The following is a 24,995-nucleotide window of genomic DNA, read 5'->3' as shown; positions in this document are numbered from 1 at the left end:
CTCCGGCCGCCCAGCCGGGGGGCGACCGGTTCCTGCGAACGCCTCTCGCCATCCAGCCTACGACGGCGGGTCGACAACATCACCACCGTTTTCGCTCCTGTGTCCACCCCCGACGCACCGCCCGGGGTCCGTCACACACCGCGACCGGGCGCCGGGGCCCGGGGGGCGACCCTCCCGCCCGCTCGGCCGCCGCCCGGCTCACGGCGCGGTCACCAACGCGGGACGGTGGGGGCGGTCCACCCGGGGTCGGCTTCGCGCATGGCCGCCGCGTCGTCCCGGTCCCGCAGGGTGCCGTCGTCCTCGACCCAGCGCCGGTGCAGCGCGGCCAGCCGGTCCCGGTCGAGTTCCACGCCCAGCCCGGGCCGGTCCGAGACCTCGAGCCCACCGCCGTGGAAGGTGAACCGCCGGGTGATCACGTCCTCGCTCTGCCAGGGGTAGTGGCTGTCGCAGGCGTAGTCGAGGTTGGGCACCGCGGCGGCGACCTGGGTCATCGCGGCCAGGCTGATCCCCAGGTGGGTGTTGGAGTGCATGGAGAGCCCCACCCCGAAGGTGCGGCAGAGCGCCGCGAGTTCCCTGGTGTTGTGCAGACCGCCCCAGTAGTGGTGGTCGGAGAGCACCACCTGGACCGCCCCCGTGGTGAAGGCCTCAGGTATCTCCTCGAAGGTGGTCACGCACATGTTGGTGGCGAGCGGTACCGGGGTCCCGGCCGCGACCTCGGCCATCGCGGGGGTGCCGCCGGCCGGGTCCTCCAGGTACTCCAGTACGTCCTTCAGCTCCTCGGCGACGCGCAGCGAGGTCCCCACCGACCAGGCACCGTTCGGGTCCAGCCGCAGCGGATGCCCGGGAAAGGCCTCCGCGACCGCCCGGACGGCGGCCATCTCCGCGTCCGGCTCGAAGACACCGCCCTTGAGTTTGAACGAGCCGAAGCCGTAGTCGCGGGCGAACCGCCGGGCCTGCGCCACGATCCCGGCCGGATCGAGAGCCGCTCCCCAGTCGTCGCCCTCCCCCTGCCCGTGCGGGTGCTCCGCCCAGCGGTAGAAGAGGTAGGCGCTGTACTCCACCCGGTCGCGCACCTTGCCGCCGAGCAGGGCGTGCACCGGCAGGCCGAGCGTTCTCCCCAACGCGTCGAGCAGCGCCACCTCGAAGCCGGAGACGACCGAGAGCCGCAGTTTGTCGGCGGTCTGCACGCCCCGGAGCCCCCCGACGTCGACAGCGGCGCGGCCGTCCGCCGGTTCGCCGGGGGCGCCGCAGGCGCTGGCGGCGAGCGCCGGGAGCCTGTTGGAGGCGGCGACGCTCGTGCCCGGCAGCGCCTCAGCCAGCGGCCGGGCCACTTCCAGGTACTTGGTGTCGCCGTAGGTCTCCCCCAGGCCGACGACCCCGCCGGAGGTCACCACCTCGATGATCAGCCGGGGGGTGTAGGGCTGGTGCACTCCCTGGGTGTTGAGCAGCGGTGGATCGGCGATGAGGACGGGCGTGAGCCGGACCTCGCTGATCGTGAGGTCTTTCGTGCCGGCAGCGAACACCACCATCTGATCTGTCTCCATATGTAGACAGCGTTTATGTATGGGATCGGAGACTAGAGAGCGGGCGGGGCCCGGTCAATACCGGGGACGGCCCCGCGGGCGGCCGCTCACGACAGCCCCGGGGTGTCGTGAGCGGTTGGCTGGCGGCCCCGCTCCGCTCAAGCGGTCCGCACGGCTCGGGACGGCGCCGCGTAGCAGCGGACGCTGACCGTCCGCGCCGGGCTCCACCGCTGCTCCACGACAGCCAGGAACTCCCAGCCCAGCCGCTCGTACAGCGCCGCAGCCGCGGCGTCGGAGGCGAGGACGTCGAGCACCGGGTGCAGGCCCCGTTCCCGCGCCTCCTCGACGGCCCGCGCCAGCAGTGACGCGCCGAGCCCGCGCCCGCGCGCCTCGGGAGCGACGAACAACCTGTTCACCACGGCGGCCGCCCCGGGGCCGCTCCCCGCGCGGGCGCCCCACAGGCCGGGCGCCAGATCGCCCGCGCCGCTCCGGGCCAGGCCGATGTGGCCGGCCACCCGGCCGTCCAGCTCCGCGACCCAGGCCGAGAGCAGCGACGGCGGGGTCAGCCAGTCTCCGGGGCGGTCCGGCCAGTCGAGCGGGTAGCCGTCACGTTCGTGGACCACGGCGAGCGCCGCCACGCATCCGTCGAGGTCGGGCCCGCTGCGGCGCCGGACGTACCGGACGGGGTCTTCATCGGACGCACTCGCCCTGCGACTGTCCACCGCCGGATGGAAGCACAGCCCGGAGCCCGCTGGCCAGCGGCCCGACAGGCCGCCCGGGGGCGGCCGGTCAGCGGGAACCGCTCCAGGGGGCCGGCACGAAGGTCCAGAGCACTTCGGCGGCCCGGTCGCCGCTGTTCCGCCAGGTGTGCGGCTCCCGGCCGGAGAAGGTGAGGGTGTCGCCGGACGCCAGGGTCTGGGTGCGGTCGGTGAAGCGCACGGCGACCTCTCCCTCGATGACGTGGATCACCTCCACCTCGCAGTTGATCGTGTAGAGGTCCGCACCGCCGTTCGCCCCCACGTCGAGGCGGGAGCGGAGCAGCTGGACCTTCGTCTGGCCACGCGGGGTGACCATGCGGTCGAGTACGCCGCTGCCGCCCATGTTGATGTGGGGCGCCTCCGCCAGGGCTATGACCTCGGTTTCGGCGTCCTCGAAGAGCGAGCCCACCGGGAGCGAGAGCACCTGACAGAGCGTCACCAGCGTTGCGACGCTCGGCGAGGTCTCGTCCCGCTCCACCCGGCTGACGAACCCCCTCGTCAGATTGGTCGCGTCCGCCACCTGGCCGATGGTGAGCCCCTGGGCCTGCCGGCAGGCCCGCAGGCGCGCGCCGAGCCGGACCGGGTGTGCGGACGGCTCCGGGTGCAACGCCTTCATGAGTCCCCATCGATCTGTCGACTTGTCCACCCTTGACAGGGTGATGGCCCGGGATCAGACTACCGGCACGGTAAAGTTGCCTAATAGGCACCGTCTGTTTCGTATAGGTGACTTACTTGAGCAAGAAATCCGAGGCTCCGATGAACGCCGTCGAACCCCCTCTGGGTCCGCCCGACGCCAGCGTCACCCCCCGCTACGCGGGAATCGCGACCTTCGCACGCCTGCCCCGGTTGGAGGAGGTGCGCCGGGCCGACATCGCCGTGGTCGGCGTCCCCTTCGACAGCGGGGTCAGCTACCGGCCCGGCGCCCGCTTCGGCCCGTCGCACATCCGCGAAGCGTCCCGGCTGCTGCGCCCGTACAACCCCGAGCAGGACGTAGAACCCTTCGCCGCCCAGCAGATCGTCGACGCGGGCGACATCTCGGCCAACCCCTTCGACCTGGCCGAGGCGGTCGAGCAGATCGGGGCCGCGGCCGCCGAACTCTCGGCCGACGGCAAGCGCCTCCTCACCCTCGGCGGCGACCACACCATCGCCCTCCCCCTGCTCCGCTCGGTCGCCCGCAGGCACGGCCCGGTGGCCGTGCTCCACTTCGACGCCCACCTCGACACCTGGGACACCTACTTCGGCGCCCCCGTCACCCACGGCACACCGTTCCGCCGCGCCTCCGAGGAAGGGCTCATCGACCTCTCCGCGAGCACCCATGTCGGCATCCGGGGGCCGCTCTACTCCCGCCAGGACCTGCGGGACGACGAGCGCCTCGGCTTCGCCGTCATATCGAGCCCGGAGATCGAGTCCGAGGGGCTGCCGCGCGCCATCGAGCGGATGCTCGCCCGGCTCGGCGACCGCCCGGTCTACCTGTCCGTGGACATCGACGTGCTCGACCCGGCGCACGCGCCGGGCACCGGCACCCCCGAGGCCGGCGGCATGACGAGCCGGGAGCTGCTCGCCATGATCCGGACCCTGCGTTCGGTCAACCTGGTCGGCGCCGACATCGTCGAGGTGGCGCCCGCCTACGACCACGCCCAGGTGACGGCCGTCGCGGCCGCACACACCGCATACGAGATCCTCTCGGCCATGCGTCCCCACCCACCGGCGACCCCCCGATAGCCGCCGGCCCGCCCTGAGAGGACCGCCATGTCTTCCATCGAGACCGCCAGTCACGAAGGCGTGATCGAGCAGCACTCGATCGACTACGTGCCCGATGCCAAACGCCACGGCAAGGTGTGGCACCAGGGGCCCTTCTGGTTCACGGGCAACTTCGTACTGCCGACCATGGTCACCGGCTTCGTCGGTCCGGCCATGGGTCTGAGCCTCGGCTTCAGCGTGCTCGCCGTGGTGCTCGGAGTCGGCTTCGGCACCTTCTTCATGGCCTTCCACGCCAACCAGGGACCGCGGATGGGCCTGCCGCAGATGATCCAGTCGCGTGCGCAGTTCGGCAGCCGGGGCGCGGTCGTGCCCTTCGCCGCGACCGTCTTCGTCTACGTCGGCTTCCTCGTCTTCGACACGATCCTGGCGACCGAGGGCATCGGGCTGGTGCTGCCGGACGCCAAGCTGTTCTGGTACCCGGTGATCATCGCCGCCTCGATCGCCATCGCGGTGGTCGGGCACGACCTGCTGCACCTGGTGCAGCGGTGGCTGACGTACCTGCTCATCCTGGTGTTCGCGGTCATCACCGTGGTGGCCGTCGTCCACTTCTCAGGGACCCCGCTGCCCGCCGAGGCGCCCGGGCTGACCGCCGGCTGGGACACCCCGGCGTTCCTGGTGCAGATATCGCTCGCGGCCGGGTACAACATCAGCTACTCGGTGTACGTCTCGGACTACACCCGCTACCTTCCGGCGAACGCGCCCGCGAAGAAGCTGATCTCCTACGTGTACGCCGGTGCCACGTTCTCCGCCGTGTGGCTGATGTCTCTCGGCGCGCTCCTCGCCAGCAACCTCCCGGACCCGGACCCGATCCAGTCGGTGCGCCAGATCGGCGACCTGGTCTTCCCCGGTTTCGGCACCGCGGCCGTCATCGTCTCGGTGCTCGCGCTGATCTCCATCATGGGGGTCAACGCCTACGGGGCCATGCTGACCGGGACGAGCGCCCTCGACGGCTTCAGGAAGGTCCGCCCCACGGTCCGGCTGCGCGTGATCGGACTCACCGTGGTCGGCCTCGGCTCGCTGGTCATCGGACTGCTGATCCCCGACAACTACATCGGGAGCTTCAACAACTTCGTGCTGCTGATGCTCTACTTCCTGGTGCCGTGGACCGCGGTCAACCTCGTCGACTTCTACTTCGTGCGCCGCGGCCAGTACGCCATCGCGGAGATCCTGAAGCCGGGCGGCCTCTACGGACGCTGGGCCTGGCGGGGCGTACTCGCCTACCTCCTGGGTTTCCTCTCGATGATCCCGTTCTTCTCGACCAGCTTCTACGTCGGACCCGTCGCCGAGCTGCTCGGCGAGGCGGACTTCTCGTTCGTGGTGGGCCTGCTCGTCTCCGGCCTGCTCTACCTGGTCTTCTCCCGTAACCTCGACCGCGGCGCGGAAGCGAGGGCCCGGGAGGAGAGCGGGGCCGTACTGGAGGGAAGCGCGCGATGACCCGATCACCGTCGGCCGCCGCCGTCACCGTCGCCTGCTGCCAACTCGCCCCGCAGGTCGGGCAGGCGGCGGCGAACCGGCGGCGGATCCGGGAGGCGGTCGCCTCCGCGGCGGACCGGGGTGCGAACGTCGTGGTACTGCCGGAGCTGGCCAACTCCGGGTACGTCTTCGGCAGCGCCGGGGAACTGCGGGCGGTCGCCGAGCCGATCGACGGGGAGACCGTCGCGGAGTGGGTGGCCCTGGCCGCCCGGCACCGGCTGGTGATCGTGGGGGGCTTCCCGGAACTGGGGGCCGACGGCCGGGTCTACAACGCCGGTGCCATCGTCGACGAGACGGGCCTGCGCGCCGGGTACCGCAAGGCGCACCTGTGGAACGCGGAGAAGACCTGGGGCTTCACTCCGGGTGAGGCGCCGCCGCCGGTGGTGGACACCGCGTACGGCCGGATCGGCATGATGATCTGCTACGACCTGGAGTTCCCCGAGTGGGTACGGCTGCCCGCGCTCGACGGGGCCGAGCTGCTGTGCGCACCGGTGAACTGGCCGCTGTACCCGCGACCGGAGGGCGAGCGCCCTGGGGAGGTCGTCCGGGTGCAGGCCGACGCCTCGGTCAACCGGATGTTCATCGCCGCTGCCGACCGCACGGGCGTCGAACGCGGTCAGGAGTGGCTCGGCGGCAGTGTGATCGTCGACGCCGACGGGTTCCCGCTGACGGCACCGCGCCTAGGCGAGCAGGCCGTCGTCACCGCGACGGTCGACCCGGCGGCGGCCCGCGACAAGTCCATCAGCGAACGGAACGACGTGCACGCGGACCGGCGCCCCGACCTGTACGCGCGGGTCCGGGACGAGCGGGTCCGGGACGAACGGGACTGACGCCGCCCCGCGCTCCGCCGCCTCCCTCAGCCGGGGGAGGCGGCCGGGCCGGGGTCAGCGGCGCTTGGGGACGGGCACCGTCATCAGGTCCCGGGCCACCGTCAACTCGCCCTCGAACCCGGCCTGCCGGGCCTGCTCCTCGAAGAGGTGCGGGTCCCCGTACCGCTGGGAGAAGTGGGTGAGCACCAGGTGGCGGACGCCCGCCTCGGCCGCGGCCCGGCCGGCCTGCCCGGCCGTGAGATGGCCGTATTCACGGGCCAGTGAGGCGTCCTCGTCGAGGAAGGTCGACTCGATGACGACCAGGTCGCAGCCCTGGGCCAGCGCGTACACGCTCTCGCAGAGCCGGGTGTCCATGATGAACGCGAAGCGCTGGCCCCGCCGCACCTCACTGACCTGCTCCAGCCGCACCGTGCCGTGTTCCGCGGTGGTCACCTCGCCCTCCCGGTAGAGCCGGCCGACCACGGGGCCGTGCAGGCCGTACTCCGCCAGTCGGCGGGGGAGCATCCGCCGCCCGTCCGGCTCCACCAGGCGGTAGCCGAAGGAGTCCACGGGGTGCGAGAGCCGGCGGGCCTCCAGCACGAAGGCGGCCGTCTCCTCCAGGACGCCGCCGGCCACCACCGGCCGCTCCCGCAGCGGCACGGTCTCGTGGTAGTCGGTGGCGTACCGCAGCCGTTCGAAGAAGCGCTGACCGCTGGCCGGATAGTGGGCGGTCACCGGGTGCGGCACCCGGTCGAGGTTGATGCGCTGGATCAGCCCGGCGAGGCCCAGCGAGTGGTCACCGTGGAAATGGGTGACGCAGATCCGGTTGAGGTCGTGGGCCGTCACGCCCGCCAGCACCATCTGCCGCTGGGTGCCCTCGCCCGGGTCGAAGAGGAAGCCCTCGCCGTCCCAGCGCAGCAGGTAGCCGTTGTGGTTCCGGTGCCGGGTGGGCACCTGACTCGCGGTGCCCAGGACGACGAGTTCTCGTACGGACAAGGCTCAGACTCCTGCCGGGGTCACCGTGCTGATCACTGCCCACACCGCCGGTGGTTATCCGGGCGGCCACTCCATACCGCGACCGCCGAGCACATGGGCGTGGGTGTGCCAGACGGTCTGCCCCGCGCCGCTGCCGGTGTTGAAGACGACGCGGTAGCCCGTCTCGTCGACCTTCTCGTCCACGGCCACGGCCGCGGCCTCGCAGAGCAGGTCCGCCATGATGTGCGGCTCGGCCGCCGCGAGGGAGGCCGCGTCCCGGTAGTGCGCCCTGGGGACGACGAGGACATGGGTGGGCGCCTGCGGGTTTATGTCGCGGAACGCGACGGTGGTCGCCGACTCGCGCACGATGTCCGCCGGCACATCACCGGCGACGATCTTGCAGAACAGGCAGTCGGCCTGCGGTTCCCCGGCCATCGCCAGAGCCTCCTTCGCGCCTCTGATCGGTACGCTCGCATGGTATATCGCCACCCGGCGGTCACCCCGCCCGCGGCCGGGTGCCACGGCGCGTCAGTTCTCGGGCGGACACGGCGGATCGCCACCGGGGTGGCACGGAACGGGCGCGCCCCGGTGGGCCGGTCGGCGCGGACCGGCCCACCGGGGCAGCCGGACTCAGTCCTGCGGCAGCGGCGGCGGGGTCTTCGCCGGGGTCTCCGCCAGCGACTCGACCGCGATCCGGATCGCCTCGTCCAACTGCGGGTCCCGGTCGTGCGTCCAGTCCTGGGGGGCGTGGACGACCTCGACCTCCGGGTCGACGCCGTGGTTCTCCACCCCCCAGCCGTAGCCCTCCAGCCAGAAGGCGTATTTGGGCTGGGTGATGCTGGTGCCGTCGACGAGCGAGTACCGCGAGTCGATGCCGATGACCCCGCCCCAGGTGCGGGTGCCGACCACCGGGCCGATCCGGAGCGCCTTGATCGCGGCGTTCACGATGTCGCCGTCCGAGCCGGAGAACTCGTTGGCCACGGCGACGACCGGCCCGCGCGGGGCGTCCAGCGGATAGCTCTCCGCCACCATGTCGCGCGGCAGGTCCCAGCCGATGATCCGGCGCGCCAGCTTCTCCACCACCAGCTGCGAGGTGTGTCCGCCGCGGTTCTCCCGGACGTCCACCACCAGCCCCTCGCGGGCCACCTCGATCCGCAGATCGCGGTGGAGCTGCGCCCAGCCCGAGCCGATCATGTCCGGGACGTGCACATAGCCGAGTCGCCCGCCCGAGCGCTCGTGGACGTAGGCCCGCCGGTCGGCGACCCAGGCGTGGTACCGCAACGGCTCCTCGTCGGCGAGCGGCACCACCACCGCGTGGCGCGGGTCCCCGCCGTCCGCCGGGCCGATGGTCAGCTCCACCGGCTTGTGCGCGGATCCGACCAGCAGCGGCCCGGGGCCGGTACGCGGATCGACCGGGCGCCCGTCCACGGCGAGGATGGCGTCCCCGGGGCGGACCGCGACGCCGGGGGCGGCGAGCGGGGAGCGGGCCTGCGGGTCGGAGGTCTCGGAGGGCAGGATGCGGTCGACGCGCCAGGTGTCGCCTGAGGGCGAGAGGTCCGCGCCGAGCAGGCCCTGGCGGTGTTCGCTGTCGCCCGGACCCCCCGGCGGGGTCACGTAGGCGTGCGAGGTGCCCAGCTCGCCGTGGACCTCCCAGAGCAGGTCGACCAGGTCGTCGTGGGTGGCGCAGCGGTCCAGCACCGGGCGGTAGCGGTCGAGGACGCCGTCCCAGTCGACACCGCTCATGTCCGGCCGCCAGAAGTTGTCACGCATCAGCCGGCCGGTCTCGTCGAACATCTGCCGCCACTCGGCGGCCGGGTCGACGGTGACCCGGACCCGGGAGAGGTCGACGCCGATGTTGTCGTCGCCGTCCTCGTCGGAGGGCTTGCTGTCGGCCGGGACGAGCCGGAGTTTGCTGTTGGCGGTGACCAGGATGCGCTTGCCGTCGCCGGTGACGGCGAAGTCGTCGACGTCCTCCCGGAGTTCCTCCAGCTTCAGCCGGGCGAGGTCGTAGCGCTCCAGCCTGGTGGGCGGGGCGGCGGCCTCCGGCGGCATGGCGGTGCCGAGCACCCCGCGCAGCGGGTGGCGCAGCCACAGCACCCCGTCCTCGGCGGCCTGGAGCGAGGAGTAGCGGGCGGCCTCGACCGGGAACGGGATGATCCGGTCGGCGAGCCCGTCCAGGTCCACCCGGGTGACCGGGATGGCGGTGCGGTCGCCACCGCCTTCCGGGGCGGGCTTCTCCACCGGCCGGCCGTGCCGCTGCGGACCGAACGGCGACGGGGTGGCGGCGGCGAGGGTGATCAGGTGCGGGCGGCAGGCGTTCGGGAACGACAGGTCGAAGACGTGCGCGTCGTAGATCGGGTCGAAGGCGCGCTCGGAGAGGAAGGCGAGGTGCCTGCCGTCGGTGGTGAAGGCCGGCGCGTAGTCCTTGAAGCGGAGCGGGGTCGCCTCGGCGACCGCGAGGTCGGCCATGTTCGCGATCTTCAGGTGGCGCAGCGGCCCCGGGCCGGCCTGCGACCAGGCGAGCCAGCCGGAGTCCGGCGAGAAGACCAGGCCCTGGGCGTCGCCGTGCTCGCTGCGGTCCAGCTCCCGCACCTCGCCCGACTCCGGGTCGACGAGGAGCACCCGGCCGTCGTGGGAGGCGACCGCGGTACGGCTGCCGTCGGGCGCCACCGCCAGTTCGAGGACCCGTCCCAGCTGACCGGCGGCGAGCCGGCGGCGGGAGTCCGGGGTCGGGAGGGAGCCACCGGTGGCCGGGGCGAACTCAAGGGCGTCCTCGCCCTCGGCGTCGGTGACCCAGACCACCTGCTCGGCCCCCGCGGCGCGGAAGACCCTCGGGAGTCGGGCGCGTACGCCGGGCTCCGCCGCCAGCGCGCGGGCCGGACCCTCCCGGTGGGTGACCCAGTGGATGGTGCCGCGGACCTCCACGGCGCTGCCCCGGCCGGTGTGGTCCGGACGCGCCTCACCGAGGTGCGGCGCGGTGCGGATCGGATGCGGCTGGAGGTCGGCGCGCTGTCCGCCGAGCCGGATCTCCAGGCGGCGCGGCTCGCCGCCCTCCAGGTCGTCCAGGAGGTGGAGTTCACCCGCCGAGCTGTAGATGACGCGGCTGCCGTCGGTGGCGGCATGGCGGGCGTAGAAACCGTCGAGCGGGGTGTGGCGGCGGAGATCGCTGCCGTCCGGCAGGGCGGAGTACACCGCTCCGGTGTTTTCGTGGTCGGAGAGGAAGGCGATGCGCTCGCCGAGCCAGAGCGGGTACTCGATGTTGCCGTCGAGGTCGGCGTGGATCCGCTCGAACTCGCCGTCGCCCTCACGGTCGATCCACAGCTTGCCCACGGTCCCGCCGCGGTACCGCTTCCAGTAGGCGGCCTCCCGGCCCATGGTCGCCGACAGCAACAGCAGGGCGCCGTCCGGGCCGTGGGCGAGGCCGGCCGTCGGTCCGTACGGGAGCCGGCGGGGCGGGCCGCCGTCCAGCGGCACGGCCCAGGCCCAGGTGCGGCGGAGCGAGTGCTGGCCGCAGGTGCTGATCGCCAGGATCTCGTCGCTGTCCGGGAGCCAGCCGCGCACCGAGGTCTTCGCACTGCCCCAGTGGGTCAGCCGCCTGGAGGGTCCGCCCTCGACGGGCGCCACATGGACCTCGGGGGCACCGTCCCGGGTCGAGGTCCAGGCGATGTGCCGCCCGTCGGGCGAGATCCGGGGGTGTGAGACGGGCATGTTGTCCGCACTCACCCGCCAGGCACGGCCACCGTCGATCGGTGCCGCCCAGACGTCGTCCTCGGCGGTGAACGTGACCAGGTCACGGTGGACATGGGGGAAGCGGAGATAGGAAGGCTGCGTCACGCGCGCCACCCTATTCATCCGCCACCGCTCCCACCAGTGCCTTTTAGGTACTGCTCAGGCAGCCTTCGGGGACGGGGCGCCCGGGAGCCCAACTGAGTGCTCGGAAACCGATCAGGTGGTCAGGACCAGCGGCCGGTGCGGCCCAGCAGCAGCGCCGCCGCGGCGGTGCCCGCGGTGGAGGTTCGCAGCACGGTGGGCCCCAGCCGGTAGGGGTGCGCCCCGGCTTCGGCGAAGGCCGCCAACTCCTCCGGGGTCACGCCGCCTTCGGGGCCGACCACCAGCACGATCCGGCCGTCGTCGGGTAGCTCCGCGGTGGCCAGAGGGCTGCTCCCGGCCTCGTGCAGCACGGCCGCGAAGGACGCCTCGGCCAGCAGGCGGACCACCTGGGCGGTGGTCGCCGCCTCGGTGACCTCCGGGAAGCGGAGCCGGCGGGACTGCTTGCCCGCCTCCCGGGCGGTGTTCCGCCACTTCGTCAGCGACTTCAGGCCGCGCTCCCCCTGCCAGCGGGTGACGCACCGGGCCGCCGCCCAGGGGACGACGGCGTCCACGCCGGTCTCGGTCATGGTCTCCACCGCCAGCTCGCCCCGGTCGCCCTTGGGCAGCGCCTGCACCACGGTGATGGTCGGACGCGGCTCCGGCTCGGTGCGGACCTCGGAGACCTCGACCCGCAGCCGGTCCTTGCCCTCCACCGCCACGACGGTGCCATAACCGCCGCTGCCCGAACCGTCGGTCAGAACGACCGGCTCGCCGATCCGCAGCCTCCGCACCGACACGGCGTGTCGCCCCTCCGGGCCGTCCAGCGTGACGGGGCCGGGGGCCCGCGGCCCGGTCGGCACCAGGAAGACGGGGGCGGTCAACTCAGCGCTCCGCTGCCGGAACGGACGGCCTGTCGGGCCGCCTCTACCTCGCTGACCAGCAGCTCGACCAGGTGGTGGGCGGGGAGTTCCCGCGCCAGCCGGTGCCCCTGCCCGGCCCAGAGGGCCATGCCCTGCGGATCGCCGCTCCGGGCGGCGGCCTTGCGCAGACCGGCGGTGAGGTGGTGCACCTGCGGGTAGGCGGCCGGGGCGTACGGACCGTGCTCCCTGAGGAAGCGGTTGACCAGCCCCCGGGCGGGGCGGCCGGAGAACGCCCTGGTCAGTTCGGTGCGGGGGAACATCGGATCGGTCATGGCCTGCTTGTGCAGCGGGTCGGCGCCCGACTCCGGGCACACCAGGAAGGCGGTGCCGAGTTGCGCGGCGGAGGCGCCCGCGGCCAGCACCGCGGCGATCTGCGAGCCGCGCATCAGCCCGCCCGCGGCGATGATCGGGAGCCGGACGGTCTCCCGCACCTCGGTCAGCAGGCTCAGCAGTCCGAGGCCGGCGGAGGTTCCGTCCGCATGCGGATCGTCCCGGTGCGTGCCCTGGTGACCGCCCGCTTCGATGCCCTGCACGCACACCGCGTCAGCGCCCGCACGCTCGGCGGCCAGCGCCTCGGCCGGCGAGGTGACGGTGACGATGGTGCGCGTCCCCACCTTGGCGAAGGCCTCGCAGACCGTCCGGGTGGGGCAGCCGAAGGTGAAGGAGACGACCGGCACCGGGTCGTTGGCGAGTATCGCGAGCTTGCCGTCGTAGGCGTCGTCGCTGGAGGCGTCGGTGTCGCCGAGGGGGGTGTCGTACCAGGCGGCCTCCCCCGCGAGTTGCTCCCGGTAGGCCTCCAGGGCGGCCGGGTCGACCCCTTGGCCCTGCGGCATGAAGACGTTGACCCCGAAGGGGCGGTCGGTCAGCCCCCGCAGCCGCTGGATCTCCCGGTACATCGCCTCCGGCGTCTTGTAGCCGGCCGCCAGGAAGCCGAGTCCACCGGCGCGCGAGACGGCGGCCGCCAGTTCCGGGCAGGACGCACCGCCCGCCATGGGCGCCTGCACCACCGGGTGCGGGCAGAGGTCGGCCAGTGCGAAGACCCCCCGGGATTCAAAAGCCATGACCACATGGTGTCACGCGCCGGCCACCCGGCAGAACCGTCGGTCGGTCGGCCGCCCTCCAGGGCCGGGGCCGGCCCTGGAGCACCGCGCACCGCTCACCGCCCGTTGAAGGCGTCCTTCAGCCGGGAGAAGAGCCCCTGCTGGCCGGGCTGGAAGTGGCCGGCCGGCCGCTCCTCGCCCCGCATCTTGGCCAACTGGCGGAGCAGCTCCTCCTGTTGCGGATCGAGCTTGCTCGGGGTCTGCACCTCGACGTGCACGATCAGGTCGCCCCGGCCGCCACCGCGGAGATGGGTCACCCCCCGCTGGTGCAGCGGGATCGACTGGCCGGACTGGGTGCCCGGCCGGATGTCGACCTGCTGGAGGCCGTCGAGCGTCTCCAGCGGACACTGGGTGCCGAGCGCGGCGGCCGTCATCGGGATGGTCACCGTGCAGTGCAGATCGTCCCCGCGCCGCTGGAAGACCGAGTGCGGCAGTTCGTTGATCTCGACGTAGAGGTCGCCGGCCGGTCCACCGCCGGGGCCGACCTCGCCCTCTCCGGCGAGCTGGATCCGGGTTCCGTTGTCCACCCCGGCCGGGATCTTGACCGTCAGCGTCCGGCGGGAGCGGACCCGGCCGTCCCCGGCGCACTCCGGGCAGGGGGTCGGGACCACCGTGCCGAAGCCCTGGCACTGCGGGCACGGCCGGGAGGTCATGACCTGCCCCAGGAAGGAGCGGGTCACCTGGGAGACCTCGCCCCGACCGCGGCACATGTCACAGGTCTGCGCCGACGTCCCCGGCGCCGCGCCCTCACCGCTGCAGGTCGTGCAGACGATAGCGGTGTCGACCTGGATGTCCTTCGTGGTGCCGAAGGCGGCCTCGTCCAGTTCGATGTCGAGCCGGATCATCGCGTCCTGCCCGCGCCGGGTGCGCGACCTCGGCCCACGCTGCGAGGCGTTGCCGAAGAAGGCGTCCATGATGTCCGAGAAGTTGCCGAAGCCCGCCCCGAAGCCTCCGGCCCCGGCACCGCCACCGCCTCCCGAGCCGGAGAGCGGGTCCCCGCCGAGGTCGTAGACCTGCTTCTTCTGCGGGTCCGACAGCACCTCGTAGGCGGCGTTGATCTCCTTGAACCGCTCCTGGGTCTTCGGGTCCGGGTTGACGTCCGGGTGCAGCTCACGGGCGAGTCGGCGGAATGCCTTCTTGATCTCGTCCTGTCCAGCGTCTCGGCGCACGCCGAGTACGGCGTAGTAGTCCGTGGCCACCTACGACTCCGCGAGGATCTGTCCGACGTAACGTGCCACTGCGCGTACCGCTCCCATCGTTCCGGGGTAGTCCATGCGGGTCGGTCCGACCACGCCGAGTTTTGCGACCGCCTCGTCGCCCGAACCGTAGCCGACCGCGACGACCGAGGTGGACGCCAGTCCCTCGTGGGCGTTCTCGTGCCCGATCCGGACGGTCATGCCGGAGTCCTTGGCCTCACCGAGCAGTCTCAGCAGCACCACCTGCTCCTCCAGCGCCTCCAGCACCGGCCGGATCAACAGCGGGAAGTCCTGGCCGAAACGGGTGAGATTCGAGGTGCCACCGATTATCAGCCGTTCCTCGGTCTCCTCCACCAGGGTCTCCAGCAGCGTGGCCAGGACCGTCGAGACGGTGCTCCGGTCCTCGGCCTCGAAGGCCTCGGGGAGGTCCTGCACCAGCCGGGGCACGTCGGCGAACCGGCGTCCGACGATCCGGCTGTTCAGCCGGGCCCGCAGGTCGGCCAGCATGGCCTCGCCGACCGGCGAGGGGCAGTCGACGACCCGCTGTTCGACCCGTCCGGTGTCGGTGATCAGCACCAGCATCAGGCGGGCCGGGGAGAGCGAGAGCAGCTCCGCGTGGCGCACCGTCGAGCGGGTGAGCGACGGGTACTGCACCACCGCCACCTGCCGCGTCAGCTGCGCCAGCAGCCGCACCGTCCGCCCCACCACGTCGTCCAGGTCGACCGCGCCCTCCAGGAAGTTCTGGATGGCCCGGCGCTCCGGGGCCGACAGCGGCTTGATGTCGGCCAGCTTGTCGACGAAGAGCCGGTAGCCCTTGTCGGTCGGGATCCGCCCGGCGCTGGTGTGGGGCTGGGCGATGAACCCCTCCTCCTCCAGGACGGCCATGTCGTTGCGGACCGTGGCCGGTGAGACGCCGAGGCTGTGCCGTTCGGTGAGCGCCTTGGAGCCGACCGGTTCCTCGGTGCCCACGTAGTCCTGGACGATGGCGCGCAGCACTTGGAGCCTACGTTCGCTCAGCACCGCACCACCTCCGGCTGTCCTCGTATCCCCCTGGCACTCATCATGACCGAGTGCCAGATGTTCCCGGCCAAGTGTACGGCTGAGAACCGTGTCATGGGAAAGGGTGGTCGGTCAGTGCCGCGCCGCCGACGCGGCCTGCGGTGACCGGCCGCCGGGATCTCGGACGACCCCGTGCCCCAACCGACCCCGGCGTCCTTCCTACTCCCGGCCGGATCACCTGGCCACCCCGGGACCGTCCCGCGACGCCGGCGGGACAGCCCCTAGTCTCGCCCCATGGACCTCCGTGCGGAAGAGAGCGGCTGGGAGCGGTTGGCTCCGGGAGTGGCACGTCGTCGGCTGCCGCGCTGGGACGCCACCGCGGGGCTGGTCCACGGCCCCTCGGCCGCCCTCCTGGTGGACGCCGGGGCCACCCTCGCCGAGGGCCGCTCGCTGCGCGCCGGGGCCCAGGAACTGCTCGACGGACTCCCCGCCCCGAGTTCGGTCACCCACCTCGCACTCACCCATCCGCACTTCGACCACGTGCTGGGTGCCGCCGCGTTCCCGGAGGCGGAGAGCTACGGCGCGGTCGGCTTCACCGTGGACGGCCGCCGGGAGCTGGTGGCCGACGCGGTGCGGCACGGCCTCGCCCCCGAGGCGGCCGAGGAGGCGGCGCGGCTGCTGCGCCCGCCACGGCACCCGGTCTCCGGCGCGGTCACCCTCGACCTGGGCGGCGGCCGGGAGGCCGTGCTCGCCAACATCGGCCCCGGTCACACCGCTCATGACCTGGTGGTATTGGTGCCCGGCACGCCCCCGGTCGTCTTCTGCGGCGACCTGGTCGAGGAGTCCGGCGAGCCGCAGGCCGGGCCGGACGCCGTGCCGAGCCGCTGGCCGGCCGCGCTCGACCGGCTGCTCGCCCTGGCGGGCGAGGAGGCGCTGTACGTGCCGGGGCACGGAGCGGTGGTCGACGCCGGTTTCGTCCGCTCCCAACGGGCCCGGCTCGCCCGCCGGTTCGGCGCGTCCTGACCACCGCCGGCGAACGGACGCCGGCTCGTTATCCTCTTCGGGATGCGCAGCAGAGAGTACGGACCCGACCTCACACCGCCGTGGAAGAAGCGCCGGCCCGTCCCCGAGGTGCCCGCCGACGCCGAGCTGGTCGTAGAGGAGGCCGGCACCGGTTTCTGCGGGGCGGTGGTCCGCTGTGAGAAGACCGCCCAGGGCCCGACGGTCACCCTGGAGGACCGCTTCGGACGGCACCGGGTCTTCCCGCTGGAGCCCGGCGGTTTCCTGCTGGAAGGCAGAGTGGTGACCCTGGTGCCGCCACGCCCGACCGCGCCCGGGGCGGCGCCCCCGGCGCGCACCGCCTCGGGGTCGATCGCGGTGCCCGGCACCCGGGCACGGGTGGCCCGGGCGGGCCGGATCTACGTCGAGGGCCGCCACGACGCGGAGCTGGTGGAGCGGGTGTGGGGTGACGACCTGCGCATCGAGGGCGTGGTGGTGGAGGCTCTGGACGGGGCGGACGAGCTCCCGCGGATCGTGGCGGAGTTCGGCCCGGACCGGGACGCCCCGCTGGGCATCCTGCTCGACCACCTGGTGCCCGGCTCCAAGGAGTCCAGGATCGCCGCCGCCGTCAGCGATGAGCACGTACTGGTCGTCGGCCACCCCTACGTGGACGTCTGGCAGGCGGTGAAACCCGCGTCGGTCGGCATCCCCGGCTGGCCGTCGGTGCCCCGCGGCCAGGACTGGAAGGCGGGGGTCTGCCGGGCGCTCGGCTGGCCGGAGAACACCGGGGCCGCCTGGCAGCGGATCCTCGCCTCCGTGCACTCCTACCGGGACCTCGAACCGGAGCTGCTGGGCCGGGTCGAGCAGCTCATCGACCATGTGACCGCCTGAGGGCGGGTCCCCGCTCCGGCCTGCCCGGCTCGCCCGGCTCAGTCCACGAGGTCGCGCACCACCGCGTCGGCCAGCAGTCGGCCTCGGAGGGTGAGCACCGCCCGGCCCGCCCGGTACGGCTCGGCCTGGAGGAGGCCGTCGGCCAACGCCCGGGCGGCGGCCCGCGCGCCCGCGGGCTCCAGCAAGCCGAGCGGGCAGCCCTCGGCCAGCCGCAGTTCGAGCAGGATCCGTTCCACCCGGCGGTCCTCCACGCCGAGCACCTCGCGTCCGGCCCCGGGTGAGCGCCCCTCGGCGAGCGCCTGCGCGTAGGCCGCCGGATGCTTCACGTTCCACCACCGCACCCCGCCGACGTGGCTGTGTGCGCCCGGCCCAGCGCCCCACCAGTCGGCGCCGCGCCAGTACAGCTCGTTGTGGCGGCAGCGGCCGGCCTCGCTGCTCGCCCAGTTGGACACCTCGTACCAGTGGAAACCGGCGGCCGTCAGCCGCTCCTCGGCGATCAGGTAGCGGTCGGCGTGCACATCGTCGTCGGTCATCGGTATCTCGCCGCGCCGGATGCGCCGCGCCAGGCCGGTGCCCTCCTCCACGATGAGCGCGTAGGCCGACACGTGGTCCGGGCCCGCGCCGATCGCCGCGTCCAGCGAGGCGTGCCAGTCCTCGTCGCTCTCCCCCGGCGTCCCGTAGATGAGATCGAGGTTGACCTGTTCGAAGCCGGCGGCGCGCGCCTCGCTCACACAGGCCTCCGGCCGCCCGGGGGTGTGGCTGCGCTCCAGCACCCGCAGCACGTGGCGGCGGGCGCTCTGCATGCCGAAGGAGATCCGGTTGATGCCGCCTTCCCGCAGCCGGGCCAGATACCCGGGGTCGACCGACTCCGGGTTCGCCTCGGTGGTGATCTCAGCGCCGTCGGCCAGGCCGAACTCCGCCCGAACGCCGTCGAGCACCCGCACCAGGTCGTCGGCGGGCAGCAGGGTGGGCGTCCCGCCGCCGAAGAAGACCGTCTCGACGGGGCGCGGGTCGTCCCCCAGCACCTTCCGCGCCAGCCGCACCTCCTCCAGCAGCGTCTCCGCGTAGTTCTCCCGGGAGGCGAGCACCCCACCGGAGCCGCGCAGCTCGCTCGCGGTGTAGGTGTTGAAGTCGCAGTAGCCGCACCGCGACGCGCAGTAGGGCACGTGCAGATAGAAGCCGAGCGGCCGGTCGCCGCCCAGCGCCTGGCCGGGCAGCGCTCCGTCCGCGGGCACGGGTTCCCCGTCGGGGAGGGCTGAGGGCATACCCCCATTGTCAGGCATCGGCCGAGCGCTCCGGACCGGCCGCCCTCCGTTTCGGTGCGGGGACGGCCGGCTGCGGCGGTCTCAGGCCTCCCGCGCCCCGCTGTACATCTCCTCGATGAGGTCGGCGTACTGGCGCTCGACGACCGGCCGCTTGAGCTTGAGGCTCGGGGTCAGCTCGCCGTGTTCGATGTCCAGGTCCCGGGGGAGGATGCGGAACTTCTTGATCGTCTGCCAGCGCTGCAGGCCCTCGTTCAACCGCTGTACGTAGCCGTCGACGAGCTGCTCGACCTCCTTGCTGGCAACGACCTCGGCGTAGCTGTCGCCGGGGACGCCCTTCTCCGCCGCCCAGCCCATGATGGTGGGCTCGTCGAGGGAGATCAGCGCGGTGCAGAAGTTGCGGTCGGCGCCGTGCACCAGGATGTTGGAGGCGAACGGGCAGATGGCCTTGAACTGGCTCTCGGCCTCGGCGGGCGCGATGTACTTGCCGCCCGAGGTCTTGATCAGGTCCTTCTTGCGGTCGGTGATCCGCAGGTAGCCGTCCGAGGACAGCTCGCCGATGTCGCCGGTGTGGAACCAGCCGTCGGCCTCGAGTACCTCGGCGGTCTTCTCCGGCAGGCCGTGGTAGCCCTCCATGATGCCGGGGCCGCGCAGCAGGATCTCGCCGTCGTCGGCGATCCGCACCTCGGTGCCGGGCAGCGGCTTGCCGACGGTGCCGGTGCGGTACGCCTCACCCGGGTTGACGAAGCTGGCCGCGCTGGACTCGGTGAGGCCGTAGCCCTCCAGGATGTGGATGCCGGCGCCGGAGAAGAAGAAGCCGATGTCCGGGGCGAGCGCCGCGGAGCCGGAGACGGCGGCCCGGAGCCGGCCGCCGAAGGCTTCCCGGAGCTTGGCGTAGACCAGCTTGTCGGCGACGGCGTGCTTCGCCGTGAGGCCGAAGGAGGCGCGCCACCGGCCGGTGCGGCGAAAGTTCTCCTGCGCCTGCCTGGCGTACTCGCGAGCCACGCCGGCGGCCCACTGGAAGATCCGGTACTTCGCCGCGCCGCCCTCCCGGGCCTTGCCGGCGACGCCGTTGTAGACCTTCTCGAAGATCCGGGGCACCGCGGCCATGTAGGTCGGCCGGACCACCGGCAGGTTCTGGATGATCCGGTCGATCCGGCCGTCGACGGCGGTGATGTGCCCGGCCCCGACCTGTCCGGCGGTGAGCACCTTCCCGAAGACGTGCGCCAGTGGGAGCCAGAGGTACTGCACGTCCTCGGCGGTGACCAGACCGGTGGCCGGGATGGCGCGGGCCATGTAGGACCAGCAGTCGTGGGGGAGCCGCACCCCCTTGGGCCTGCCCGTGGTGCCCGAGGTGTAGATCAGCGTGGCCAGCTGGTCCGCGGTGATCGCGGCGACCCGCTCGCGGACCAGCTCCGGCTCCTCCGCCAGCCGGGCCCGGCCCCGCCGCTCCAGCTCCGCCAGGGAGAGCACCCAGCCCTCGGGGTCGCCCTCGGCCGGCACCGCGTCGCCCTCCTCGACCAGCACCACGTGGGCCAGGTCCGGGAGTTCGGACCGGCGCTCGCGCACCTTGGCCAACTGCTCCGCGTCCTCCGCGAAGAGCACCCGGCTCTGCGAGTCGGCGAGGATGTAGGCGGTCTCCTCGGTGTTGGTGCTGGGGTAGACGGTGGTGGTCGCGGCACCGGCACAGAGGATGCCGAAGTCGGCGAGGATCCACTCCAGCCGGGTGCTGGAGGCGATGGCCACCCGCTGCTCCGGCTCGACCCCGAGCCGGATGAGGCCCGCGGCGAGCGCGTAGACGCGCTCCGCGGCCTGGGACCAGGTCAGCGAGCGCCAGTCGTCGGGCCCCTCACCGGAGGCCGGAGGCACCGGGTAGCGGTACGCCTCCCGGTCGGGGGTGGCGTCCACCCGCTCCACGAAGAGCGTCGCCACGGAGGGCGGCCTGTTCTCGATCAACGTCTGCGTGTCGCTCACGTCATCCTCCGTGGCCCGCGACAGTGCTGTGACGGGACAGTGCTGTGACGGGAACTTTCTAAACTAGCGAGTAACCTTCGAGCACGCACAGGGTAGATGGCGTTCGGCCGGTTTGTAAGGGGTTCAGGTCATCTGATCGACTGCCGAAGAGACCGCGCCCCGTCCCCGACGTGCTCACCGCCGTCCGGCGGCCGGGGCGGCCGGTGAAGCCGGCCGCCGCCCCGGCCCCGAGGGCTACTTCTTTCCCTTGGCCTCCGCGGAGTCGGTGGAGAGCACGGCGATGAAGGCCTCCTGCGGTACCTCCACGTTGCCCACCATCTTCATCCGCTTCTTGCCTTCCTTCTGCCGCTCCAGCAGCTTCCGCTTCCGGGAGATGTCGCCGCCGTAGCACTTCGCCAGGACGTCCTTGCGGATCGCCCGCACCGTCTCCCGGGCGATGACCCGGGAACCGATGGCCGCCTGGATCGGCACCTCGAAGTTCTGCCGCGGAATGAGCTCCCGCAGCTTCGAGACCAGCCGCACCCCGTAGGCGTACGCCTTCTCCTTGTGCGTGATGGCGGAGAAGGCGTCCACCTTGTCTCCGTGCAGCAGGATGTCGACCTTGACCAGATCGGCCTCCTGCTCACCGGTGGGCTCGTAGTCGAGCGAGGCGTAGCCGCGGGTCTTGGACTTCAGCTGGTCGAAGAAGTCGAAGACGATCTCGGCGAGCGGCAGCGTGTAGCGCAGTTCCACCCGGTCCTCGGAGAGGTAGTCCATCCCGAGCAGGCTGCCGCGGCGGTTCTGGCAGAGTTCCATGATCGCGCCGATGAACTCGCTGGGCGCCAGCACCGTCGCCCGGACCACCGGTTCGTGGACGGTCGCGATCTTGCCGGTGGGGAACTCGCTGGGGTTGGTGACGATGTGCTCGGTGCCGTCCTCCATGTCCACCCGGTAGACGACGTTGGGCGCGGTGGCGATCAGGTCGAGGCCGGACTCCCGTTCCAGACGCTCCCGGATCACCTCCAGGTGCAGCAGACCGAGGAAGCCGACCCGGAAGCCGAAGCCGAGGGCCGCGGAGGTCTCCGGCTCGTAGACCAGGGCGGCGTCGTTCAACTGCAGCTTGTCGAGGGCCTCCCGCAGCTCGGAGTAGTCCGAGCCGTCCATCGGGTAGAGGCCGGAGAACACCATCGGCTTGGGGTCCTTGTAGCCACCCAGCGGCTCCTCGGCGCCCTTGTTGAGGAGGGTCACCGTGTCGCCGACCTTGGACTGGCGGACGTCCTTCACACCGGTGATCAGATATCCCACCTCCCCGGCGGCCAGCCCGTCGGAGGGGGTCATCTCGGGTGAGGAGACACCGATCTCCAGGAGTTCGTGGGTGGCCCCGGTGGACATCATCCGGATGCGTTCGCGCTTGCCGAGCGCACCGTCGACGACCTTCACGTACGTCACCACACCGCGGTAGGCGTCGTAGACCGAGTCGAAGATCATCGCTCGGGCGGGGCCGTTCGCCTCCCCGACCGGCGCGGGCACCTCCGCGACGACCTTGTTCAGCAGTTCCTCGACGCCCTCCCCGGTCTTCGCCGAGACCTTGAGCACGTCTCCGGGGTCGCACCCGATGAGGTGCGCCAGCTCGGCGGCGAACTTCTCCGGCTGGGCGGCCGGCAGGTCGATCTTGTTGAGCACCGGGATGATCGTGAGGTCGTGCTCCATCGCCAGGTAGAGGTTGGCGAGGGTCTGCGCCTCGATCCCCTGGGCGGCGTCCACCAGCAGGATGCAGCCCTCGCAGGCGGCCAGGGAGCGGGAGACCTCGTAGGTGAAGTCCACGTGCCCCGGGGTGTCGATCATGTTGAGGACATGGGTCTTCCCCTCGCCCTCGCCCACCGTGGGTGCCCAGGGCAGCCGGACGGCCTGGGACTTGATGGTGATGCCGCGCTCGCGCTCGATGTCCATCCGGTCGAGGTACTGAGCGCGCATCTGTCGCTGCTCGACCACGCCGGTGATCTGGAGCATCCGGTCAGCGAGCGTCGACTTGCCGTGGTCGATGTGCGCGATGATGCAGAAGTTACGGAGCAGCGCCGGATCGGTACGGCTCGGTTCCGGCACATTGGTAGGGGTCGCGGGCACGCAGGGTCCATTCGGTGATGACGCGGCTCGGTCGGGGCGGGTCTTGGGCGGGAACCGTTGGCAGTCCCCACCCCATATCGTCCCATGACCGGGGCCTCGGGTCTGGTTTGGGAGGCCGTCGAGCCTGCTGATAGCGTGGAGCACTGTGCCTCGTGCGCTTTTCGCCACGCGGGCACAGCCAGGGTCCCGACCGATCCAACACGGATCCGACCGAGGATCCAAACCAGGGCCCGAGCGGGCCCCGACCGGGGTCTCACCACAGATCCGACGAAGATCCGACGAACTCGCAAAGGCTTTTTCGTGGCGAACATCAAGTCCCAGATCAAGCGGAACAAGACGAACGAGAAGGCGCGCCAGCGCAACAAGGCCGTCAAGTCCTCGATCCGCACCTCGATCCGCAAGACCCGTGAGGCCGTGGCCAGCGGTGACCTCGACAAGGCCACCGAAGCCGCCCGCGAGGCGACCAAGAAGCTCGACAAGGCCGCCAGCAAGGGCGTGATCCACAAGAACTCCGCCGCCAACAAGAAGGCGGCGCTGGCCAAGCGGGTCTCCACCCTCCAGGGCTGATCCAGCTCTCGGAGGCGGGCTGACGCAGCCCGTGGGGCTCCGGCCCCGATCCCGCCGGTCCGGACCCAGCGGCCCCCTCTCAGCCGCCCCGACCGGCACCGGTAGCACTCGCTACCCTCAGCGCCGCACGCGGCCTGCGTTCGCCACGCGGGTGCGGCGCACCCCACTCGTACGGCCCACGGGCCCGGTGGCGGTCTTTGCCGAGACCGCCACCGGGCCCTTGGCGTTTTCCCCGGCTTTGGACTCCTGACGGAGACCGCGGCTCCGTGGGCCCCGCGACTTCTGGGGACGGCCGTGGGCCATCGCCCCGGCTCCCCGCGGCTGGCGGGGAGTCCCGGCCTGCCCGAGGAACTGGCGGGGAGTCCCGGCCTGCCCGAGGAAGGAGGCGGGCTACCGGCGCTGGCTGGGCCGGGCCGCGCGGGCCACCGCGACGACCGCCTTCTCCAGGGCATAGCCCGGGTCGTCGCCGCCGCCCTTGACCGCGCCGTCCGCCTCCGCGACGGCACGCAGCGCGACCGCCACACCGTCCGCCGACCAGCCGCGCATCTGCTGGCGGACCCGGTCGACCTTCCAGGGCGGCATCCCCAGCTCGCGGGCGAGATCCCCGGCGCGCAGGCCCGGCGGGGCGGAGGCCAGCTTGCCGATGGCCCGCACCCCCTGGGCGAGAGCGCTGGTGACCAGAACCGGCGGCACCCCGGTGGACAGCGCCCAGCGCAGCGCCTCCAACGCGTCGGCCGCCCTGCCCTCCACCGCCCGGTCGGCCACGGTGAAGCTGGAGGCCTCGGCCCGGCCCGTGTAGTAACGGGCCACCACCACCTCGTCGATGGTGCCGTCGACATCGGCGGTGAGTTGGGAACAGGCGCCGGCCAGCTCCCGCAGGTCGCTTCCGACGGCGTCGACCAGCGCCTGGCAGGCCTCCGGGGTCGCGGAGCGGCCGGCCGCGCGGAACTCGGACCGCACGAAGGAGAGCCGGTCCGCGGGTTTGGTCATCTTGGGGCAGGCGACCTCCCGGGCCCCGGCCTTGCGCGCGGCGTCGAGCAGGCCTTTCCCCCTGGCCTGCCCGGCGTGCAGCAGCACGAGGGTGATCTCTTCAGCAGGCTCGGCGAGGTAGGCCTTGACGTCCTTGACGGTCTCCGCGGCAAGGTCCTGGGAGTTCCGGACGACGACGACCTTGCGCTCGGCGAAGAGCGAGGGGCTGGTCAGCTCCGCGAGGGTGCCGGGGTGCAGCGCGTCGGGGGTGAGGTCCCGTACGTCCGTGTCGGGGTCGGCGGCCCGGGCCGCCTCGATCACCTGCCGGACCGCGCGGTCGAGCAGCAACTCCTCCTGGCCCACGGCGAGCGTCACCGGGGCGAGAGGGTCATCGGTCGTCGTCTTCCTGGCCATCGCGGTCAAGCATCCCACGCTGCTCCGACAGCCGGCCCGCGGAGCCGCTCCGCGACCCGACCACCGGCCGCCGCACAATGGGCACATGAGCGCGACGCATCCCCGGCCGCCCCGGACCGCCGACCCGACCACCGACGCCTCCGTCCCCCTCTCTGAGGCCCGGCCCCGCCCCGGCAGAGCCGACCGGGGCGTCGACGCGGCACCGGCGCGGCACCTGCTGGTCTTCCCCGACCGCGAGGCGGCCGAGGCCGCGGCCGAAGAGGCCGTGCAGCGCTTCGCCCTCCCGGAGGAACCCGAGCTCGTCCGGGAGACGCTGGCCGGTGAGGACGACGCCGAGGACGCACAGTGGCTCCTGGTCCTCGACGACCCTGCCGGGCAGTGGACCCCGGAGCGGCTGGACGGTTTCGCCGCCGAGTACGAGGGCTGGTGGGAGGCCGGCTGATCGGGTGGGAGGCCAGCGCCGGGCGTCCGGCCTTCGCGTCCGGGGTCGTG

The 24,995-nt window shown here is 72.4% G+C and carries 21 protein-coding genes; 7 read left to right on the top strand and 14 right to left on the bottom strand.

Going from position 1 to position 24,995, the window contains the following annotated elements:
- Nucleotides 1–209 precede the first annotated feature (209 nt).
- The 3 genes from BGP73_RS01660 to BGP73_RS01650 all read right to left on the bottom strand — a co-directional run bounded on the left by BGP73_RS01660 (nt 210) and on the right by BGP73_RS01650 (nt 2,927).
- The gene (locus BGP73_RS01660; protein ID WP_244501047.1) at nt 210–1,544 is read right to left on the bottom strand and encodes a glucarate dehydratase family protein; all 1,335 of its coding nucleotides are present in this window, start codon (nt 1,542–1,544) and stop codon (nt 210–212) included.
- Nucleotides 1,545–1,681: 137 nt separating this feature from the next.
- On the bottom strand, nt 1,682–2,245 hold the full coding sequence (locus tag BGP73_RS01655; RefSeq protein WP_244501046.1) for a GNAT family N-acetyltransferase: 564 nt from the start codon (nt 2,243–2,245) through the stop codon (nt 1,682–1,684).
- 67 nt (nt 2,246–2,312) lie between these two features.
- Nucleotides 2,313–2,927 carry a helix-turn-helix domain-containing protein gene (locus BGP73_RS01650; RefSeq protein WP_244501045.1) on the bottom strand — a complete coding sequence of 205 codons (615 nt, stop codon included), beginning with the start codon at nt 2,925–2,927 and terminating at the stop codon, nt 2,313–2,315.
- A 110-nt stretch (nt 2,928–3,037) separates the two neighbouring features.
- Between BGP73_RS01650 and speB the strand changes: the two genes are divergently transcribed.
- Genes speB through BGP73_RS01635 form a run of 3 tightly spaced genes read left to right on the top strand, consistent with a single transcriptional unit; the run spans nt 3,038 to nt 6,345 of the window.
- On the top strand, nt 3,038–4,003 hold the full coding sequence (gene speB / locus BGP73_RS01645) for an agmatinase (RefSeq protein ID WP_069811491.1): 966 nt from the start codon (nt 3,038–3,040) through the stop codon (nt 4,001–4,003).
- Between the two features lie 27 nt (nt 4,004–4,030).
- Nucleotides 4,031–5,476, top strand: a complete 1,446-nt coding sequence (locus BGP73_RS01640; RefSeq protein WP_069811490.1) for a purine-cytosine permease family protein — start codon at nt 4,031–4,033, stop codon at nt 5,474–5,476.
- Nucleotides 5,473–6,345, top strand: coding sequence for a nitrilase family protein (locus BGP73_RS01635; protein WP_069811488.1), 873 nt, complete (start codon nt 5,473–5,475; stop codon nt 6,343–6,345). The genes BGP73_RS01640 and BGP73_RS01635 overlap by 4 nt, the downstream gene beginning before the upstream one ends.
- 54 nt (nt 6,346–6,399) lie before the next feature.
- Here BGP73_RS01635 and BGP73_RS01630 read toward each other — a convergent pair whose 3' ends face one another.
- The 7 genes from BGP73_RS01630 to hrcA form a co-directional block, all read right to left on the bottom strand.
- The gene (locus BGP73_RS01630) at nt 6,400–7,320 is read right to left on the bottom strand and encodes a ribonuclease Z (RefSeq protein ID WP_069811486.1); all 921 of its coding nucleotides are present in this window, start codon (nt 7,318–7,320) and stop codon (nt 6,400–6,402) included.
- 54 nt (nt 7,321–7,374) lie between these two features.
- On the bottom strand, nt 7,375–7,734 hold the full coding sequence (locus BGP73_RS01625; RefSeq protein ID WP_069811484.1) for a histidine triad nucleotide-binding protein: 360 nt from the start codon (nt 7,732–7,734) through the stop codon (nt 7,375–7,377).
- A 195-nt stretch (nt 7,735–7,929) separates the two neighbouring features.
- Nucleotides 7,930–11,133 (bottom strand): S41 family peptidase, encoded by a 3,204-nt coding sequence (locus tag BGP73_RS01620; protein ID WP_244501044.1) that lies wholly within the window; start codon nt 11,131–11,133, stop codon nt 7,930–7,932.
- A 119-nt stretch (nt 11,134–11,252) separates the two neighbouring features.
- Nucleotides 11,253–11,990: a 16S rRNA (uracil(1498)-N(3))-methyltransferase gene (locus tag BGP73_RS01615; protein WP_069811480.1), complete on the bottom strand. Its 738-nt coding sequence runs from the start codon at nt 11,988–11,990 to the stop codon at nt 11,253–11,255.
- Nucleotides 11,987–13,090, bottom strand: a complete 1,104-nt coding sequence (locus BGP73_RS01610; RefSeq protein ID WP_069812050.1) for a nitronate monooxygenase — start codon at nt 13,088–13,090, stop codon at nt 11,987–11,989. The genes BGP73_RS01615 and BGP73_RS01610 overlap by 4 nt, the downstream gene beginning before the upstream one ends.
- Before the next feature lie 95 nt (nt 13,091–13,185).
- Nucleotides 13,186–14,328 (bottom strand): molecular chaperone DnaJ, encoded by a 1,143-nt coding sequence (gene dnaJ, locus BGP73_RS01605; RefSeq protein ID WP_069811478.1) that lies wholly within the window; start codon nt 14,326–14,328, stop codon nt 13,186–13,188.
- Complete coding sequence (hrcA, locus tag BGP73_RS01600; protein ID WP_069811476.1) at nt 14,329–15,345, bottom strand: heat-inducible transcriptional repressor HrcA; 1,017 nt, start codon at nt 15,343–15,345, stop codon at nt 14,329–14,331. It lies immediately after the preceding gene.
- Nucleotides 15,346–15,618: 273 nt separating this feature from the next.
- Between hrcA and BGP73_RS01595 the strand changes: the two genes are divergently transcribed.
- The gene (locus tag BGP73_RS01595) at nt 15,619–16,347 is read left to right on the top strand and encodes an MBL fold metallo-hydrolase (RefSeq protein ID WP_069811474.1); all 729 of its coding nucleotides are present in this window, start codon (nt 15,619–15,621) and stop codon (nt 16,345–16,347) included.
- 42 nt (nt 16,348–16,389) lie between these two features.
- The gene (locus BGP73_RS01590; protein ID WP_069811472.1) at nt 16,390–17,214 is read left to right on the top strand and encodes a DUF3097 domain-containing protein; all 825 of its coding nucleotides are present in this window, start codon (nt 16,390–16,392) and stop codon (nt 17,212–17,214) included.
- Between the two features lie 38 nt (nt 17,215–17,252).
- Here the strand turns inward: BGP73_RS01590 and hemW are convergent, their stop codons facing one another.
- The 3 genes from hemW to lepA form a co-directional block, all read right to left on the bottom strand.
- On the bottom strand, nt 17,253–18,479 hold the full coding sequence (gene hemW, locus BGP73_RS01585; protein ID WP_069811470.1) for a radical SAM family heme chaperone HemW: 1,227 nt from the start codon (nt 18,477–18,479) through the stop codon (nt 17,253–17,255).
- A gap of 81 nt (nt 18,480–18,560) precedes the next feature.
- Nucleotides 18,561–20,450 (bottom strand): AMP-dependent synthetase/ligase, encoded by a 1,890-nt coding sequence (locus BGP73_RS01580; RefSeq protein ID WP_069811469.1) that lies wholly within the window; start codon nt 20,448–20,450, stop codon nt 18,561–18,563.
- A 234-nt stretch (nt 20,451–20,684) separates the two neighbouring features.
- On the bottom strand, nt 20,685–22,553 hold the full coding sequence (gene lepA, locus BGP73_RS01575; protein WP_280138117.1) for a translation elongation factor 4: 1,869 nt from the start codon (nt 22,551–22,553) through the stop codon (nt 20,685–20,687).
- 300 nt (nt 22,554–22,853) lie between these two features.
- Between lepA and rpsT the strand changes: the two genes are divergently transcribed.
- A complete protein-coding gene (rpsT, locus tag BGP73_RS01570; RefSeq protein ID WP_069811465.1) occupies nt 22,854–23,120 on the top strand; it encodes a 30S ribosomal protein S20 in 267 nt (88 codons plus the stop codon).
- A gap of 390 nt (nt 23,121–23,510) precedes the next feature.
- Here the strand turns inward: rpsT and holA are convergent, their stop codons facing one another.
- On the bottom strand, nt 23,511–24,503 hold the full coding sequence (holA, locus tag BGP73_RS01565) for a DNA polymerase III subunit delta (protein WP_069811463.1): 993 nt from the start codon (nt 24,501–24,503) through the stop codon (nt 23,511–23,513).
- Between the two features lie 214 nt (nt 24,504–24,717).
- Between holA and BGP73_RS23815 the strand changes: the two genes are divergently transcribed.
- The gene (locus BGP73_RS23815; RefSeq protein ID WP_079127181.1) at nt 24,718–24,945 is read left to right on the top strand and encodes a hypothetical protein; all 228 of its coding nucleotides are present in this window, start codon (nt 24,718–24,720) and stop codon (nt 24,943–24,945) included.
- The last annotated feature ends 50 nt before the right edge of the window (nt 24,946–24,995 follow it).

It is taken from the genome of Streptomyces sp. TP-A0874 (assembly GCF_001748085.1).
GTDB lineage: Bacteria > Actinomycetota > Actinomycetes > Streptomycetales > Streptomycetaceae > Streptomyces.
The sequence above is the reverse complement of the archived record's forward strand: the minus strand, read 5'-3'. Positions and strand labels throughout refer to the sequence as shown.

Bases quoted from the DNA above. Each gene is read 5' to 3' on its own strand.
- BGP73_RS01660 (WP_244501047.1), bottom strand. From the start codon at position 1,544: ATGGAGACAGATCAGATGGTGGTGTTCGCTGCCGGCACGAAAGACCTC.
- speB (WP_069811491.1), top strand. From the start codon at position 3,038: ATGAACGCCGTCGAACCCCCTCTGGGTCCGCCCGACGCCAGCGTCACC.
- BGP73_RS01640 (WP_069811490.1), top strand. From the start codon at position 4,031: ATGTCTTCCATCGAGACCGCCAGTCACGAAGGCGTGATCGAGCAGCAC.
- BGP73_RS01635 (WP_069811488.1), top strand. From the start codon at position 5,473: ATGACCCGATCACCGTCGGCCGCCGCCGTCACCGTCGCCTGCTGCCAA.
- BGP73_RS01625 (WP_069811484.1), bottom strand. From the start codon at position 7,734: ATGGCCGGGGAACCGCAGGCCGACTGCCTGTTCTGCAAGATCGTCGCC.
- BGP73_RS01610 (WP_069812050.1), bottom strand. From the start codon at position 13,090: ATGGCTTTTGAATCCCGGGGGGTCTTCGCACTGGCCGACCTCTGCCCG.
- BGP73_RS01595 (WP_069811474.1), top strand. From the start codon at position 15,619: ATGGACCTCCGTGCGGAAGAGAGCGGCTGGGAGCGGTTGGCTCCGGGA.
- BGP73_RS01590 (WP_069811472.1), top strand. From the start codon at position 16,390: ATGCGCAGCAGAGAGTACGGACCCGACCTCACACCGCCGTGGAAGAAG.
- hemW (WP_069811470.1), bottom strand. From the start codon at position 18,479: ATGCCCTCAGCCCTCCCCGACGGGGAACCCGTGCCCGCGGACGGAGCG.
- holA (WP_069811463.1), bottom strand. From the start codon at position 24,503: ATGGCCAGGAAGACGACGACCGATGACCCTCTCGCCCCGGTGACGCTC.